We start from the raw sequence: 17,113 nt of genomic DNA, 5'->3' as shown, positions 1-17,113 counted from the left end.
TTATTTATACAGTTTCCAGTTTTTTATTTTGAGATAAAAGGAATTATAATTTATGGCTAAAGCGTGTCGATATTTTACCACTCCTATTTACTATGCCAATGGAAACCCACATGCTGGCCATGTTTATGCAACTATCCTCGCAAGTGTATTAAAATCTCATTATCAACAAAGAGGCGAGCAAGTTAAATTTTTAACTGGTCTCGATGAACATGGTGAAGCAGTCCAAGATAAAGCAAAAGAACTAGGAATTTCTCCACAAAAATTAGTTGATAATATGGCAATTCTTTGGCAAGAAGAGTTTCATAAATTTGGCTTAAATAATGACATTTTTATTAGAACAACAGATAAACATCATGTTAAAAATGTAAAAGATATTTTAACTTATTGCTATAATAAAGGTGACATTTATTTTGGTGAACATGAAGGATATTATTGTATTAAATGTGAAGGCTTTTTGAATAGCAATGAAAGAGACGAAAATAATAACTGTCTCGTTCATAAAAGACCTACAGAATTAAGAAAAGAAAAAAATTATTTTTTTAAGACATCAAAATATAAACAAAATTTAAGAGAATTAATTTCGCAAGGAAAAATAACACAGCAAGAAAGATATATTAATGAATTACTTTCTATGCTTGATAGTTTAGAAGGTGATCTAAGTATTTCTCGTCCAAAAACAAGATTAACTTGGGGTGTAGAATTACCTTTTGATAAGGAACATGTAGCCTATGTTTGGTTCGATGCTCTACCTAATTATGTTACAGGTATAGGCGGTTTAGAAGAAGCAAGAACAAGTCCTTTTTGGAACAATGCTTATCATATATTAGGCAAAGATATTTTAAAATTTCATGGTATTTTTTGGCCAGCTATGTGCTTGTCTTTAGATATCCCGCTACCAAAATTACTTGTTACTGGTTGGTTGCTAAAAGATGGTCATAAAATGTCTAAAAGTCTAGGAAATGTTGTTACAGTGGAACAAATTTTACATTATGGTAGAGATATGTTTGTAAACTTTGTTTATCGTGCAACAAATCCTGGGGAAGATATAGATATATCATGGAAGTCATATTTTGAAAGATATAATTCTGATCTAGCCAATGGAATTGGTAATTTATTATCTCGTACTTTAACGATGATTGAAAAATATTTTTCTAAAGAAATTCCTAAATATTATGAAAGTAAATTGCTTTCAGAACAAAAGGAAATAGCAGAAGCGTGTAAAAATGCTGTAAATATAGTTACAAAAGCTTTTGATGATTTTAAATTATCTGATGCTTTAAATGAAATTTCTATGCTTGTTTCTTTAGCTGATAAACATATAGCACAACAAAAACCTTGGGAAATAGCTAAAATTATTGATGATAGCTCAAAAGTACAGTTGGCAAATATTTTAGCTACATGTGTTACTGTATTAAAAACTGTTGGGTATTTAGCTTACAGTTTTTATCCTGAAAAAATGAAAGAATTGCTTGAAAGTGTGGGTGAAGTTAATGTTGCTATTTCAGAACACTTTATTAGAGCCAGCGATTGTTTGAATATTCAAGCAGGATTTATCTGTGAAGCCATACCTAAATTATTTAATAGAATAGATATTCAAGCCGAATTAGCAATACTAGAACCTAAAAATAGTAATGAAAAAACTAAAGTAAAACATTCTGAAAATAAAGTTATTGGAAAAGAAAAAATGAAAGAAGAAAAAGTTAACCTGACAAATACTCAAGTTACAGAAACAATCCAAATTCAAGATTTTTCAAAAGTTCAAATGCGTGTTGGAACTGTTATAAGTGCTGAGTGTGTAGAAGGTTCTGATAAATTATTAAAACTTTCTGTTTCATTAGGAGAATTGGGAGAACGCATTGTTTTTTCTGGAATACGTGAATGGATTAAACCTGAAGAAGTTGTAAATCACAAAGTTATAATTGTTTGTAATTTAGCACCTAGAAAAATGCGTTTTGGTACAAGCGAAGGAATGATGTTATCAACAGATACTTTAGATGGAAAAGTGAGCCCTGTATTTCTTCCTGAATATTTAAAAGAAGGTGCAATTTTAAGTTAAGAAATCAACTAGAATTTTTACATGGAGTGAATATGAGCTTTAATTATAAAGCAATTTTTGTAGATCTAGATGGTACTTTGTTAAATTCACAGAAGAAAATTTCTCCTAGAAATTTAAAATGTTTGAATGATTTTATTTCTCAAGGTGTGAAAGTTATTGTTTCAACAGGAAGAACAATTAAATCAGTGAAAGCTGTTACAGAAGGATTAAATTTAAGTGCTCCTATTATCACTTTAAATGGGAATGATATTCGAAGAGATATTTCTGATGATTATCCTATGTTACTTTCTTTTATTGATAATAATTTACGAGATGCTATATTTAATATGCTGAGACAATATTTGAATCAAGGTACTAATAATCCTGTTCAAAATATCTTAGTTGACACTTCAAAAGGCTTTTATTGTTTGCATCCAAATTTATTAGATAGTAATGAATTTGCTTCGCATTATGACTCTGATGTAATGCAGCTTGATTTAGATAATCCTCCTGTTGATTCTGTTGTTAGTTTTTTAATATTATTATCTCCCGATAATGATAGAGAGCTTTTTTTAGCTTCGCAAAGCAGCTTTTTTCAAGAAAAATATAATGCTAAATTTTGTACTTTTAATGGCTGGCCGTGGATTGAAATAGGCTCTCCAAACGTAAATAAAGGTACTGCAATGCATATTGTTTGCAAATACTTAGGAATAAATATCAAAGACGTTATCGCCTTTGGAGATGGTGAAAACGATGTTGAAATGTTAGAACAAGCTGGTCTTGGTGTTGCAATGGCGAACGCCGATATTCATGCTTTAAAAATAGCAAAGGCAAAAGCACTATCAAATGATGAAGATGGTGTTTCTGTTTTTTTAGAACGCCTTAAATTAGCTGGAAATATTTAAATATGGAATTGTATAAAAAACCTGCAACTATTAATGAGTTAGCAGAAAAATGGTGGACAGATGAGAGACTTAAAAAAATATTAGGAGACAAAAAATATACCATTACTCCTAAATCTGCTCCCCAGTTACTAAGGTTACTAGGTTTATTGAACGCAGATGCTTCTATGTCTCCCGATAATCTCAAAAAGTTTATTCAAATTAATCATATGTTTAATTTGTTAGAAACACATTTTACCGATCTCGTCAGTAGACATAAAGTTGTTCACATTCTTGATGTTGGTTGTGGGAAATCTTATTTAACATTTTTATTAGCTTGGTGTTTTAAAGAAAAATGGAATACGCAAGCAAAAATTGTTGGAGTTGATACAAATCAAAAAATAATTAAAAGCTGCATAGAAAAGGCTGAAAAACTCGGTTATAATGATTTTTTGAGTTTTGAATGTGCTTCCATGACTGCTTATAAATGGCCTTATGAAAACAGACCAAATGCAGTTGTGGCATTACACGCTTGCGATACGGCTACAGATATGGCACTTGCATTTGCAATTAAAGAAAAGACAGATTTTATTGCTGTTGCACCTTGTTGCCAAGCTGAATTAGCCAGAAAATGGAAAGAAATTGAAGGAGAACATCCACTCAATCCTGTTTTCCATACTCCACAAATTAGACGTGAAACAGCGGCGCATTTAACTGATTCTTTGCGTATGACATTGACTAGAGCTTCTGGTTATGAAGTTACTGCTACTGAATTTGTACCTTCAAATCATACACCTAAAAATCGTCTTTTAACGTGCGTACGGCGTGGTAATTATTTAGAGTCAGCAAAAAAAGAATATCAGTCTATGAAAGAATATCTTGGTGGAAAATCCATCATGTTAGAAGATCTATTAAATACAAATTAATTCGTTATTATTCTCGGAGAAATTTTTTATGCGTATGTCTAAGTTAGTGGGAAGAACTATTAAAGAAACACCACGCGATAGTGAATTACCTAGTCACAAATTTATGTTACGTGGCGGTTTTATGCGCCAGTATTCTGCCGGAGTTTACGGAATACTTCCGCTTGGTATGCGCTCAATTGCCAAAATTGAAAAAATTTGTCGCGAAGAAATGAATGCGGTTGAAGGACAAGAAATAAGAATGCCATGTTCTGCAACAAAAGAACTTTGGGAAGAAACTGGCCGATATCAAACTTTTGGTAAAGATATGATGAAATTTCATGATAGAAATGAAAAACCAATGGTTTTAAATCCTACGCATGAAGAGCCTGTTGTTTATTTAACTCGTACGGAAGTAACAAGTTATAGACAATTACCGGTAATGCTATATCAAATTCAAACTAAATTCCGTGATGAACCTCGCCCAAGAGGTGGGCTTATCCGTTTACGTGAATTTACTATGAAAGATGCTTATAGTTTCCATACATCTGAAGAAGATTTAAAAGAATATTATGATCAAGTATTTGCTGCTTATAACCGTTTTTTTAAACGAACTGGGTGCAAAAATTTTGTGAGTGTAATGTCCGACAATGGACTTTTTGGTGGTCGCTATTCCCATGAATTTCAAATGCTTGTTCCTACAGGTGAAGATAAACTAATAACTTGTCCGCATTGTAAGTACAGTGCAAACGAAGAAATATCTACTTCACCATTTGTCATTCGTTCTGAAGCTGAAAAAAGTATTGAAAAAGTTCATACACCCAATGCAAAAACAATTGAATTATTAATAAAACAATTAAATTGTTCAGCTGAGCAAACAGCAAAAGCTGTTATGTTTCAAACTTTAAAAGGTATTCCTGTAATTACTTTTGTCCGGGGTGATTTAGAAGTCATTGATAAAAAAGTGCGGACTTTAGTTCAATCTGAGGTTGTTCCTGCAACACCAGAAGCTATTGCAAAGGCTGGAGCTGTTGCCGGTAGTACAGGACTTGTTGGGTTAAATCTTCAGTCTTGTTACGTTGTAATAGATCATACAGTTGCAAAGGGAAATAATTTTGCAACAGGTGCAAATGAAAAAGATTTTCACTTTGTTAACTTTAATGTCCAACGCGATTTTCTTGATAAATTAACTGATTCAGAAAAGAAAAAGGTTATTATTGGGGATATTGCAGCAGCCCGTGAAGGCGATCCTTGTCCAGAATGCGGGAAAGAACTAAAAGAAACACGCGGAATAGAAATTGGAAATATTTTTCATCTTGGCACAAAGTATTCCAAAGATATGGAATGTACTTATCTTGATCATCAGGGGAAAAAGCAATACCCAATTATGGGTTGTTACGGTATAGGTATTACACGTTTACTTCCTGCTATAATTGAAGAAAGTCACGATGACAGAGGTCCTATTTTGCCATTACCTATTGCGCCTTTTGAAGTTCATTTTTGTGTTTTAAATAAAAAGGAACAGGCTGTCCAAGAAAAATCTGAAGAACTTTATAAGAAAATGTTAGCTGGAAAATTAGATGTATTAATTGACGATCGCGATGAAAAACCTGGGTCGCAATTTGCAGATGCAGATCTATTTGGCATTCCATTTCGTGTTATTCTTTCTCCAAAAACATTGGCAGAAGGCTGTGTAGAATTAAAATATCGGGACAATAGAATGGAAGCACGTAAAATTAAAACCGATGAAATAGTAAAAGTTTTAATGGATGAAATTAAAACTGAATATGCAAAGTATAATTCTGTTTAATTTGTTAAATAGAATTATACTTGTTTATAATATAATCTTTTATAATGAAATTCTAAATTTCAATTAAATTCTAAACTTCATTATTAACTATTTTAAGTAATGCTAAATAAATGACATTTTTATATTTCATGTTTTAAATTAAAATAAAATCTCAATTTAATAAAAGGAGATTTTATGAGAGCTTTAAGTTTGAAGACTCTTTCTGTAATTTGTGCAATGAGTTTTATATCTGATTTAGTTGCAAAAGATAGGCTTTTACCTGGCGAATATATTCAAAGGGGGGATCAGTTAACTTCTTCCAATGGTTGTTTTCGATTAGCTATGCAACATGATGGTAATTTGGTAATTTATAAAAACATAAATAATCAAGCAATATGGTCATCTAGAACTGATAATACAGCAACATATATTGCTTTTATGCAAAGAGACGGAAATTTTGTAACTTATACTTACAATGGAACTCCTACTTGGAATTCGCAAACGCAAAATCACGAAGGAGCTTGGGTTGTAATGCAGGGTGACGGTAATTTAGTGGTATATGCATGGAATTCTTTAAGATCATTATGGGCAAGTAATACTGTTACAAATTGCTATTAATTACATTTAGTCAAATTATAAAATTGTATTTAGCAGTTTAAATTTATTCAATGTGGTATTATTACAGTATTAACAGTGATAAACTCTAGAAAATATAATGACATCATTTTTTATTTCAAGAACTTCGCACACCATTAATATTTCTTCATTCTCGACATGCCGAATATATTCCATAAATACGGTATCATTATCAGCAATAATTTTTTTGGGCTCATATTTTAAAGTGGGCAGTCTTTCAAATGCATCTTTCCACCACTCACTTAATGCATTTTTTCCTTTTATAAGTCCATTTGTTTCAGGCATCCTGATTTTTAATTTTGGGCTATAATGTTCAGCATTTTCTGCGTAAAGTGAAAGAAGATTCTCTAGATTATGTTGATTAAAAGCTGCAAACCATTTGAGCGCAATATTTTTATTTTTTTCAGAGCTCATGTTTTTACTCTTCCCCTAGTAATTAAGTTACTTTTGATATTATTAATAAAAGATATTTTAGTAAAGGAAAAATTAAGTTTGGTATATTTATATTACTAAATGTTAGAATTTTATTTAGTAAATGATGTTTCTTAAATTCAAAATCATTGCTTTTTTTAGCACATTAATATAATAATAGCCTGTTTTAGGTTTTTTTATTAAATCTTTGGAGGTGGTTCATGAGTATAATGCCAGAAGATATTTTACCTAATGATATAAATGAATTAGAAATTGATGGGATTAAAGCAAGAAAAGGAACTGTTGCTGCGGTATTAGCAAATGCAAAAATTCTTACTTCGGCTACAGCAACTGAGAATGCAAAGATAAGTGCAAAAGAAACTATTAAAAAATTAGCACCAACGTTGATCGCATTAGAGCTACATGAACATTTAATTTGGAAAAACCCAGAAATTCAACAGATTATTGATGAAATATTGGAAACTAACAATAAATTATAATTTTTATACAATTGATGTAATTTTGTAAGAACACACTAAGGAGCCCATAGATTAATTTTACCATCTAATTGTGGTTAGTATTAAATGCACCTTATCCGCAAGAAGCGTCGTAACTTCCTGTATACCATAAAGGTTTAAATGCATCGCTATAAATTACTAAGTTCCCATCATTTTGCAATCTCAAAAAGCCAAAAGCCCCAGAAGTATTAGTTTGCCAATTAATTGGAGCACCGGTTGAGTTTAAAAGTTTTAAATTACTACCATAATCTATATAGAGCTGTGTTGCAAAAGTATTGTAAGTATTTGAACTCCAAATTACTTTTCCTGATCTATTTGTAATTACTAAATTCCCTTGATCTCTAAATCCTAATGTAAAGCAAAGATTTGGTGATTGAAGAACTCTGCCTGCAACAAGAGTTTCTCCTGGTTCTAAAATTGATTTAGCTGAAGCAACAAAAGGTAATGAAATTATCAAAGAAAACAGCACTTTTTTTAGCATATATTATTCTTCCTTTTTTAGTTTATTCCTAGAAATAATTGTATGAAAAAAAAAGTTAGAACTCAACTTTTTAAATAAAATAATTCTGACTAAGGTAAAATTTATAAGTATGTTACTTTGTGTTGCAACTGCTATCTTGGCACTTTTCAAAACATTTACAGCCCAATATAAATGTGACGTAATTATTTATAAAGTATGTTCCATCTCGCAAAAATTCATGACTTTTTAAAATGCTCAAGTCACTTTTTGCAAGTGCATTGTTGTAATCCTTTATTATATACAATTTTCCATCTTTAAGAAAATTAACAACCTCTTTAGGCGTTAATGAATTATATTTAGGCTTTCCTAAGCATCCTTGATAACACTTGTAACAAAGATTTTCTTTCATTCTTTTCGCAAAAACTGGAAAAATATAAATTGATAAAAAAATAACGATAATTTTCTTCAAAATCTGTTCCTTTTCTTTTTGTTTTCGGAACTGTAAAGTAAAAAATTACCATTTTTTATTAGGAAAAATTTTGCTATTTCAATATTTTAATTACTAAAATAGTATTTTTCTTCTATTCCATTTCTTAAAATCACGAAAATAGGATTAATTGGAGATACGCCTAATGATTTTTTTATGTTTACAATATTTAAAAGTATTTCTTCACGTGAGAAAAAATAAGATTTTTCAAAATAGTAATTATCAATGTCATTTACAATAATAGTATCAAGCTGTAACAATTGCACACTAATTGTAGATGCTAAATCTAATGAATGAATGCTACTCATTACTCTACTGGAGTTTTTTAGAAGATCAAATTGGACTGTTTTTATGTTGTTGTATGTTTTAAACATTGAAAAGTTAACAATTAACCAATCTATAGTTGAAACGGTACCTATGTAATATAGTTTATCTGGATAAGCCTTAAATTCTGAATACTCAACACGACTTTGAAAATTATAGATAAATTTTTCAATTACCAAATGTTCAATATTTGGAAATTTAATTGAAATTTTCTGTAACAAGTCATTAAAAATTTCAGAATTATTCCAATACCAGTTTAAATTTTCAAATTTACTGTCGCTAACTTTTAGAACAAGTTTTTTAACTTGGCTATTTTGATTTGCTAATGAAAAATCTAATATTTTTAGCCATTTTTTTAACTCAGCAATATTTCCCTTTATTGTTAATTCATCTTTGCTATTTAGATATGTTAAATATGTTTCTACTTGAGTTTTTAAAGCCTTACTTGTACTTTTTAAGTTTATGATTGATTGTGGATCAAGATTTTTAGTTATCTCAGAAACAAGTTCTTGCGGGAGGTTGCTTAAAAAATCTTTCTCATTTTCGGCGTATGAATTTGTGACTAGAAAAGATAAAATAATTGAAAGAATATATAATAATCGCACTGTACTAAATCCTTTTTAATTTTTGTTGTATTTTTTTACTTCACCATTTAGAATAACAAACAAAGATTTGCTCTTAAAATTATCATTATTTATAAAATAATTTTTAACACTTTCTTCTGTGTAAAAATGTCTATCTTTTGTATAAGATTCGTTTTTATCATCAATTTGAATAATTTTAATATTTGGTATGTATTTAATCATGTAATGCGATATGTAATCAATATCGCTATAATGATAGCCAGCATTTTTATTGCGGTTGAGGGTCATATTAACTTTATAAATATTTTCATTATTTTTGATTGCAAAAAATTGCTTAAAGAAACTAGATAATCTTTCAAAACTTCCAACCAAGTAAATTTCATTTCCTTTTATTTCAATAGAGATGGATTCAAAAATATTATTATTGGTAGAATCATGAAATATCATAGTAAATTTATTTAAATTAGGAAATGTATCAAGTGCCAATAGTAAAAGTCCAAAAGCTCTATTGTCATAAAATCTTAAGTCATCATAGGAATCAAAATAATCGATAATTAAATTATTTGTATTAGTTAATTTTTCATTCAAATTGTTGTTAAGTAACATTAAATATTCAGAAATTTCATTTTTTGTCCCATTTATTTTAATTGTACTTAGTTTTTTTGTGTAGTTAATATATTCACTTATACTTTCATTTAAAGAAGTACTTGTTTTTGATAAATTAATTAAAGAACTTGCATCTAAGTTTGAGTAAATATTTTCTTTCAAAGTTTGCGGAATGTTGTCTAAATTTTCGTTACTTTTCATCGCAAATGCATGATTTAAGTAAATTAAAAGTGGAAATATAATTGCAAAAATATGTTTCATTGAAAATCCTTTTGTATCAAAAGTTACTTCATTAAAAAAGTAAACAGTATTTTTATTTTTTTATTAAGTCAAATAATTTATGAATAAGTTTATAAAATTTATAATTAATTAATGTTCTTAATTGAATTTGTTTCGTTAATTTTGTATTAGTTCCGCTTTATAAATATAATTTTAATTAACAAAAAAGATACATATTTTATTGTGAAAACATCATATTGATAAAAAATTATTGACTTAGTGTATTCAAATATGAAAAATCCTTTTTTTATGCAAATAGAGAAACTGAAAATCTTTAGAAGTAGACAAAAGGATAAAAAAAAGGTAAATAATTTAAAAATGTTCTGCAAAGTATTCAAATCAAAATAATTTTTATAAGTTGTAATCTTTGGAAAAAAAATAGAGCATAAAAAATTAATTTTATTTCAATGGAGGAGTTATGAACTTTTTTAAAAAATTATTAATACTCACTATCTTTCTTCAATGTCATTATTCATTAGCTGAAACTGTTAATGTTTATTGCTCCAACATCAGCCACAATTGGAAATGGTTAAAAAATGGGAATAAAAAAGTAACTGTTGATGGTAGTTGGAAAGAAATGGTTTTTTTTCCTGCTGTTTTTATTGAATTTTTCGACCTCAAAGGAGGTATCAATAAAATTGAAGAATTAACACACGAATGTATCAAACAATATGGTGATGCATACTATATCGTGCAACCTGCGAATAATTTTATGTCTGAATGGCATACTTTTGGAAGTAATGGATATCTGTTAAATGGTTTATTTATAATTCAATCACATAATGTAAGTTATGGCTATTCATTATATATGTTTAATACTGAGTTGCTGCAAAATACTTATTCAAAATACTTATCGTACGAAGAAATTGCAGAGAAAATTCAAAAATTAAGAATAGATCAATCTTACTTATAGTCTTTCAATATTTCTTTGGGGTTAAATTTATATTCTTTTAAATTTTTGTTATAGAATTTTGTATATTTCTTAAAATTAATTTTATTCCAATTGCTTTTATCTAAATATTTAAAATATTCATCTACCTCTTTTTTTCCAATAGGTGAGAAAAAATTTATCTTCATTTCGTAATTAGAACTATTAATATCGATTCCCTTAAGATAGTCGAAGATAACTGCAATTGCACATGCTCCATTAATAAAGTGTCCACCTAGTGAAGTAGATATTGTTCCCTTTTTTATTTCTTCTAAAGATTCTTTTGACCAATTTAATCCGCCGATATAAATATTTTTACCTGGTAGCTTTTGATGGTTATAGACTGCTTTTAATGCTCCTAATGCAATTGGATCATTAGCAGCCCAAATAAAATCAATATCTTTGTATCTATCAAACATGTGATTTGTTTTTTGATAAGCTATATCCCTATCCCATTCAGCTGCTATTATCTGGAGAAGTTGAATACTCTTGTTTTCATTTAAAAATTTATATAAACCTTTTTCTCTTTCGAGAGATGTTTTTGTTTCTTTATCTCCATTGATTGCAATTAATTTAAACATTTTTTTTGATTTTAAATTTTCTGGAATATTTTTATACATTTCATTCATAATTTGGTATCCGGCAGGAACGTTGTCTGCAACAACAGTTCCAATCCAATTTTTATATATACTTCTTGGATATTTTATAACTTTTTTTTGATCATCTGTTAAATCTACATGTACTAGAAATGTTTTAATATTATTATTATTCAATATTTTAAGCATTTGTGGTGCCGAGTTTTTTTCATTCACTATTAAAACAAAGTCAGGTTTATTTGTTTCGCTGGCAATTTTATAGACAAGATCTATCATGTTTTCTCTATCACGTTCGGCATATAAAACTTCATAGTCAAATCCAAGTTCTACTGCAGCAGCTCTGGTAAATTCTGCTGCTGTTACCCAAAAATCTTCATTCGATTTACCTGGGACTAAAAATGTGATTTTTATTGCAGAAGCTGTATAAATGAAAAATATACTTACTATAAATGCAAATAATTTGATTTTCATATTACTTCCTTTAATTAAGGAACTTAATATATTGTAAATTATTTTTTTAGATTAAGAAAATTAAATATTTGACACATGTAAAGAATGAAATTAAAGATTTATTTTTTTTATGCAATACAGTCTAGAATTATTTTGCTCACCTAATTCAATAGATATTTCAAAAATTCTTTTAGGACGTTGGCAGCCTGTTATCTTAAAAAAAGAATTATATTCTTCAATTTCAATATTATAAGGCCACTCAAAGATACAAAATGAATTTTTTAACGAAAATTCATTTTCTAGTCCAAGAAAAAATAATTCATTTCCATTTTTAATTCGATATAAGTCAAGATGCACTATTTTTTCTATATTATTTCTTGAATTGCTTAATTGAAATATATTTAGAATTGAAAAAGTGGGACTAGAGCCTTTCTCACTTGAATACCAATTTTCCAACAAATTTTTAACAAAAGTAGTTTTACCTGAGCCTAGATCTCCATCAAGAAAAAGCCAATCTCCTGCTTGGAAAAAAAGACTAATTTCTTTTGTAATTAAATCTAAATTTTCTAAATTTACAGAAAATTCAACTGAATCAGCATCTTTTTGCTCGGTAATAAAAAATTTTTGTAAATCATTTGTAAACTTTAGAGTCATTATTTTTTAAATATCTCCATATTTTATCATAGTTTCCCAGATAATTTGTCCCGTTTTTAAAGCAGAGTCTTTAGCTGGTGAAGTTTCTAAAGCAACTTTTCGTTCTTCCAAAGAGTTAAAAGTAGAATCTATTAATTGAATGGCGGAGTCATTTTGAAAGGTATTTTCGTCAATTGATTGAGCCCATCCTTTATTCATAAATATTCTTGCATTTATAATTTGATCGCCACGGCTTGCATGTAGACCTAAAGGAATTAGAATCATAGGAACTTTTGCTGCAGCTAATTCAAAAATACTACTCGCTCCTGCTCTACAAATTGCCAAATCAGCAGCACTATAAGCATATTTCATTCCGTCTGTAAGAAACTCGAGCTGGCGATAATATTCAAGCCCAGGTAGTTCTTGTCTGTTACCTTTACCAACAATATGAATAATACTATAGTTCTTGTGTAGCTCGGGAATAATTGTGTACATTTTTTGATTCAGACTTTGTGCACCTAAACTACCACCAAAAATTAAAATGGTTTTTCGGTTGTTAGGTAATGAGAAAAATTTAAGACCTTCTTCTTTTGTAGCAGAAAATAAAGATTCGCGTATAGGTAAACCTATTTCTAATACTTTATTTTGAAAAAAAGGATGAAATTTTTTAATAGTTTCTGGAAATGAAACAAGCGCTTTATTGCAAAATGGGACTGTTAATTTAGTAGCTAATGCAGGTGTAGCATCGCTTTCGTGAATAATAATAGGAATTCCTCTTAACCACGCCGCCCATACTACGGGAGCTGAAACAAATCCTCCTTTAGAAAAAACAATAGATGCTTTGACTTTTCCAAGAAAGAAAAAAGCTTGGAGAATACCAAGAAGAATTAAAAAAGGATCTGAAAAATTTTTAAGACTAAAATATCTTCTTAATTTGCCAGTTGAAATAGAGAAATAATGCCAATTGGGTTTATTCGTAGTAACTAAATCTTTTTCCATGCCTGTTTGGGAGCCGACATAATAAACATTTATTTTTTTTTCGTTGGAAGCTTTATATAAGGGAGAGTTTTCTGCTTCAAATAATGCAAAATGTGGCCAAACATGTCCAGCTGTACCACCGCCAGTTAAAACTATATTATAAGTTTTATCAGATTCTTTGTGAGCCATTCTTTAAGCCATTTCTATTTAATAATTATAGATGATTAGGACTATCCCAGGTAAAATGATACTTTTTATCTTCAAGTATCCCTGCAGCTTCAGTTACAAATAAAGGTTCAAATGTGTCAACCATTATTGCAAGTTCTTGAGTATATTTTGCGCCAATGCTTTGTTCATAACGCTCTGGGTGAGGACCATGGGGAATCCCAGATGGATGGAAACTAATAGAATAGTTAGATATTCCTTTTCTGCTGGTAAAATCGCCGCTGACATAAAAAATAACTTCATCACAATCTAAGCTGGAATGTGGCCACGGACAAGGGATTGCTTTAGGGTGATAATCAAGCATTCTTGGAACAAAATTCATGACATAGAACTTATTAGCGCTAAAAACTGAGTGTACTGTGGGTGGTAAATGGACTGAGCTAGTTTTAGGTTGATAGTTATAAACCGAGAACGAGAAAGGCCAATACCATCCGTCCCATCCAACAACTTTATAGGGAAAATCTGTGTATTCATGTCTGGTTAGTGTATTATCTTTTTTAATTATAAATGAAAAATTTTCATTATCTTTTATTGATAAAAGTCTATTTGGAGCATGAAAATCCCGATGATTGTATGGGGAATCTAGTTTTATTTGTCCGTTGGGTAATTTAAATTCTGCTGGAATGCCAAATTTATTTTTACCTTCAATAATGAGCATATTTGTTTTCATAGCGGGTAAAAATCGGAAAGGAATGGCTTTGGGTATAAACAGATAGTCCCCTTTCTTATAATCTAATTCACCCATTATGGTTTGTAAAATTCCTTCTCCTTCGGAAATAAAATATAATTCATCAGCATCTGCATTTGAAAAAAAATGCTCATCATTTTTCGTTAAATTTGTAATACCTACAGAACAGCTATCATTTATTAGTAATGTTGCTCTTGCTTCTAATAAATTTCCTTCTTTTTTTAGAAGTGGAGTTTGAAAATGTCTTCTTTTTAATTCTGTTGAGTTTAATTTGTTGCAATTTGGAAAAAAAGGATTATCTGTTTTATAAATTTCAGTTTTAACTTCATGTGTAGGAGCTCTTTTCTGATATAATATAGAATAATGATCGCTAAATCCTTCACGAGTAATTACATGTTCAATGAGCATATTACCGTCAAGTTCACAGATAGTATGTTGTTTTGCTGAAACAAAACCAAGCTTTCTATAATCAATCATTGGTTCACTCCTTTTTAAGGTGACAAATTAATTCAAGATAATTTATAACATCTTATAGGAATATGGGGCAAGCTTTTGTTTGCCTTTTGGAAACACTTAATATACCTTTGTACTGTTTTGAGTCATAATTTTAGAAAGTTGGCTTTTATGAAAAAAAAATTGCTAATTATTGCTGATAAATTGGAAAAAGTAAATTTAAAATCAGATTCTAGTCTTGCTTTAGCAGAAGCGGCAATCGCTAAAAATTGGGAAGTTTTTTGGTGTGAAGATAAAAATATACATTTTTTAAATGAAGAAATTTATTTAAATCAATTCAATGAAATAAAAGAAATAAATATAAATAATATTAATTATGAGCAAGTAAAAAAGAATTTAGTTTCTTTTTCATCTTTTGACTATTGTTTTATTAGGAAAGATCCTCCTTTTAATGAAGGCTATAAAGATCTTTGTTGGATTTTAGCGACGCAAACTAAAGTTAAAATTTTAAATCCAGCTGAAGTTCTGCTTGCGTATCACGAAAAAGCTTTGCATTGGAAAGCTTTGAGTTCAGGAGTTATTAACAAAAATAATGTTATTCCAACATGTTTATCAGAAAATATTTCTATTATTGAAAAATATTTGAAAGAAAATATAAATTTATTTGATGATGGAATTATTTGCAAACCATGGTTAGGACATGGAGGTGAGGATGTTCAATTGTTTACTAATATGAATGATCTTATTGCATTCTTAGACAAACAATCCATTCATAATCATTTAAAGCAAAAATATCTTGTTCAACCTTATTTAAAAGAAATTCATACGGAAGGTGATAGAAGGGTTTTAATTGCTGACGGTGTAATCATCGGCGATTTTGTAAGAATTCCAGAGCACGGTAAAATTGCGTCTAATCTTGCCCAAGGCGGTACAGCGCATATCAGAGAGATGTCAAAAGAACAGATAAAATTATGTGAATCAGTTGGTCTCTTTTTAAAAAGTATGAATATAGTTTTTGCTGGTTTAGATTTGATAGGAAATAAAATTGGAGAAATTAATATCACTTCGCCAACTGGATTAAGAACAGTTGAAAATTTAACAGGGGAAAAAATAAATAAGATAGCTTTTGAATTAATGGTGAAAAATTAATGAATAAATTAAATACAAGTATAATAGTTACATTAATTATATTGCTAACCTCTTGTGTTACAATGAAAAAAAAACATGAGCTTGTTCCTGTTTTAAATGATGATCAAGTATTAAAAATTTCGCAAATAATTCAAAATCGTTGTTTTGTTGGTAAAAATCCACAATTTTTGGCAGATTTTAGTACTGAAAGTCTCCGTCTTCCACCTATTGAAATCGAAGGGATATGGGAAAAAAACTTTTCTTTACTAAAATCCAGTGTAATAGGACCATTAGGCACTGAATTTTTTTCATTTCAATTAGATGGAACAGATATTTCATATTCAGCGGATAAAAATATATCTATATCGAATGATTACTTCGAACAATTTTCATTACTTTTTTCTAAACTTGGTGCCAATGGAATTAGAAGTTTTATGTGTGGAGAATATGCATTCAAAACTCAAAAAAGTAATGATGGTTTATATATTGTAAAAGAAAAAGTTAGGAAAGAATACAGTGAAAATATTCAAACTAATATTGATAAAGAAGTAAACAATTTTGAGCAAAACAAATATTTTTCTATTTCAAATATTGATGTTTCAGGCAAAGATATAGAAGTACAAAGTTATGTTTCAGTAACAGCCAAAGATAATGGTTATGCAGTTGCAATTGATAGTAAATTTTACTATGGATTTTTTGCTCATGATACACAAATTGAGGTGAAATGGGTTGGTTATGTTGCTCAAAATATTTTGAAACCAACATCTGTAGTTTTTAGATCAAAAAATCAAACATTTTCTATTTATTTTTCTGAGTTTCAATAACTGTTTTTTTATTTGTTAATATTTCTATTGATTTTTCTTTTTGTTTATCAAGTTTATTTTCTTTTTCAGTTTCTTTTTTCTTATTATTAAAATTTTCTAACATTGTTTCTAAAGTACTAAATGCTATGTCAAATTCTTTATCAGAAAGAGAATAAACTTTTGTAATTAATTTTTGGAAGTTAAAAAATTTTTTTTGGGCAATTCCTGCACTCTCTGCTCTTGCAGCTTGATCATTCATATGCCTTTCTAAATCAGTTTCATTTATTACACTTTTTTTGTCTGTCATAAAAACTCCGAA

Annotated in this window: 19 protein-coding genes; 9 read left to right on the top strand and 10 right to left on the bottom strand. The window is 29.1% G+C overall.

Annotated elements, in window-relative coordinates:
• The first annotated feature begins 52 nt into the window (after positions 1–52).
• The 5 genes from metG (at position 53) to QEJ31_RS05670 (ending at position 6,225) form a co-directional block, all read left to right on the top strand.
• Positions 53–2,056 (top strand): methionine--tRNA ligase, encoded by a 2,004-nt coding sequence (gene metG, locus QEJ31_RS05690; protein WP_280592821.1) that lies wholly within the window; start codon positions 53–55, stop codon positions 2,054–2,056.
• A gap of 32 nt (positions 2,057–2,088) precedes the next feature.
• A complete protein-coding gene (locus tag QEJ31_RS05685; RefSeq protein WP_280592820.1) occupies positions 2,089–2,940 on the top strand; it encodes a Cof-type HAD-IIB family hydrolase in 852 nt (283 codons plus the stop codon).
• Between the two features lie 2 nt (positions 2,941–2,942).
• Positions 2,943–3,842 (top strand): SAM-dependent methyltransferase, encoded by a 900-nt coding sequence (locus tag QEJ31_RS05680; protein ID WP_280592819.1) that lies wholly within the window; start codon positions 2,943–2,945, stop codon positions 3,840–3,842.
• 28 nt (positions 3,843–3,870) lie between these two features.
• On the top strand, positions 3,871–5,628 hold the full coding sequence (locus QEJ31_RS05675) for a proline--tRNA ligase (protein WP_280592818.1): 1,758 nt from the start codon (positions 3,871–3,873) through the stop codon (positions 5,626–5,628).
• A 174-nt stretch (positions 5,629–5,802) separates the two neighbouring features.
• Entirely contained in the window at positions 5,803–6,225 is a 423-nt protein-coding gene (locus QEJ31_RS05670) for a hypothetical protein (RefSeq protein WP_280592817.1), read from the top strand.
• Positions 6,226–6,294: 69 nt separating this feature from the next.
• Here QEJ31_RS05670 and QEJ31_RS05665 read toward each other — a convergent pair whose 3' ends face one another.
• Positions 6,295–6,657 carry a nuclear transport factor 2 family protein gene (locus QEJ31_RS05665; protein WP_280592816.1) on the bottom strand — a complete coding sequence of 121 codons (363 nt, stop codon included), beginning with the start codon at positions 6,655–6,657 and terminating at the stop codon, positions 6,295–6,297.
• A gap of 218 nt (positions 6,658–6,875) precedes the next feature.
• Here QEJ31_RS05665 and QEJ31_RS05660 point away from each other — a divergent pair, with 218 nt between their 5' ends.
• Positions 6,876–7,154 carry a hypothetical protein gene (locus tag QEJ31_RS05660; protein WP_280592815.1) on the top strand — a complete coding sequence of 93 codons (279 nt, stop codon included), beginning with the start codon at positions 6,876–6,878 and terminating at the stop codon, positions 7,152–7,154.
• A gap of 91 nt (positions 7,155–7,245) precedes the next feature.
• Here QEJ31_RS05660 and QEJ31_RS05655 read toward each other — a convergent pair whose 3' ends face one another.
• The 4 genes from QEJ31_RS05655 to QEJ31_RS05640 form a co-directional block, all read right to left on the bottom strand.
• The gene (locus tag QEJ31_RS05655; RefSeq protein WP_280592814.1) at positions 7,246–7,653 is read right to left on the bottom strand and encodes a hypothetical protein; all 408 of its coding nucleotides are present in this window, start codon (positions 7,651–7,653) and stop codon (positions 7,246–7,248) included.
• A gap of 112 nt (positions 7,654–7,765) precedes the next feature.
• Positions 7,766–8,101: a hypothetical protein gene (locus QEJ31_RS05650; RefSeq protein ID WP_280592813.1), complete on the bottom strand. Its 336-nt coding sequence runs from the start codon at positions 8,099–8,101 to the stop codon at positions 7,766–7,768.
• An 86-nt stretch (positions 8,102–8,187) separates the two neighbouring features.
• Positions 8,188–9,048, bottom strand: a complete 861-nt coding sequence (locus tag QEJ31_RS05645; RefSeq protein ID WP_280592812.1) for an F-box protein — start codon at positions 9,046–9,048, stop codon at positions 8,188–8,190.
• A gap of 15 nt (positions 9,049–9,063) precedes the next feature.
• Positions 9,064–9,894 (bottom strand): F-box protein, encoded by an 831-nt coding sequence (locus tag QEJ31_RS05640; RefSeq protein WP_280592811.1) that lies wholly within the window; start codon positions 9,892–9,894, stop codon positions 9,064–9,066.
• 436 nt (positions 9,895–10,330) lie between these two features.
• Here QEJ31_RS05640 and QEJ31_RS05635 point away from each other — a divergent pair, with 436 nt between their 5' ends.
• Positions 10,331–10,825 carry a hypothetical protein gene (locus tag QEJ31_RS05635; protein WP_280592810.1) on the top strand — a complete coding sequence of 165 codons (495 nt, stop codon included), beginning with the start codon at positions 10,331–10,333 and terminating at the stop codon, positions 10,823–10,825.
• Here the strand turns inward: QEJ31_RS05635 and QEJ31_RS05630 are convergent.
• The 4 genes from QEJ31_RS05630 to QEJ31_RS05615 all read right to left on the bottom strand — a co-directional run bounded on the left by QEJ31_RS05630 (position 10,816) and on the right by QEJ31_RS05615 (position 14,887).
• A complete protein-coding gene (locus QEJ31_RS05630; RefSeq protein ID WP_280592809.1) occupies positions 10,816–11,907 on the bottom strand; it encodes an ABC transporter substrate-binding protein in 1,092 nt (363 codons plus the stop codon). The genes QEJ31_RS05635 and QEJ31_RS05630 overlap by 10 nt on opposite strands.
• 90 nt (positions 11,908–11,997) lie before the next feature.
• Positions 11,998–12,540 carry a tRNA (adenosine(37)-N6)-threonylcarbamoyltransferase complex ATPase subunit type 1 TsaE gene (gene tsaE, locus QEJ31_RS05625; RefSeq protein ID WP_280592808.1) on the bottom strand — a complete coding sequence of 181 codons (543 nt, stop codon included), beginning with the start codon at positions 12,538–12,540 and terminating at the stop codon, positions 11,998–12,000.
• 6 nt (positions 12,541–12,546) lie between these two features.
• On the bottom strand, positions 12,547–13,686 hold the full coding sequence (locus QEJ31_RS05620; RefSeq protein ID WP_280592807.1) for a UDP-N-acetylglucosamine--N-acetylmuramyl-(pentapeptide) pyrophosphoryl-undecaprenol N-acetylglucosamine transferase: 1,140 nt from the start codon (positions 13,684–13,686) through the stop codon (positions 12,547–12,549).
• A gap of 25 nt (positions 13,687–13,711) precedes the next feature.
• On the bottom strand, positions 13,712–14,887 hold the full coding sequence (locus tag QEJ31_RS05615; protein ID WP_280592806.1) for a homogentisate 1,2-dioxygenase: 1,176 nt from the start codon (positions 14,885–14,887) through the stop codon (positions 13,712–13,714).
• Positions 14,888–15,034: 147 nt separating this feature from the next.
• Here QEJ31_RS05615 and QEJ31_RS05610 point away from each other — a divergent pair, with 147 nt between their 5' ends.
• Together QEJ31_RS05610 and QEJ31_RS05605 are read left to right on the top strand one after the other, a co-directional pair.
• Positions 15,035–16,012, top strand: coding sequence for a hypothetical protein (locus tag QEJ31_RS05610; RefSeq protein WP_280592805.1), 978 nt, complete (start codon positions 15,035–15,037; stop codon positions 16,010–16,012).
• Complete coding sequence (locus QEJ31_RS05605) at positions 16,012–16,815, top strand: hypothetical protein (RefSeq protein ID WP_280592804.1); 804 nt, start codon at positions 16,012–16,014, stop codon at positions 16,813–16,815. The genes QEJ31_RS05610 and QEJ31_RS05605 overlap by 1 nt, the downstream gene beginning before the upstream one ends.
• Here QEJ31_RS05605 and QEJ31_RS05600 read toward each other — a convergent pair.
• Entirely contained in the window at positions 16,790–17,101 is a 312-nt protein-coding gene (locus tag QEJ31_RS05600; protein WP_280592803.1) for a hypothetical protein, read from the bottom strand. The two genes, QEJ31_RS05605 and QEJ31_RS05600, sit on opposite strands and share 26 nt — an antisense overlap.
• Positions 17,102–17,113: the final 12 nt, after the last annotated feature.

It is taken from the genome of Pigmentibacter sp. JX0631, assembly GCF_029873255.1.
Classification (GTDB): Bacteria; Bdellovibrionota_B; Oligoflexia; order Silvanigrellales; family Silvanigrellaceae; genus Silvanigrella.
Note: the sequence above shows the minus strand (reverse complement) of the source record. Positions and strands in the feature narration are given on the sequence as shown.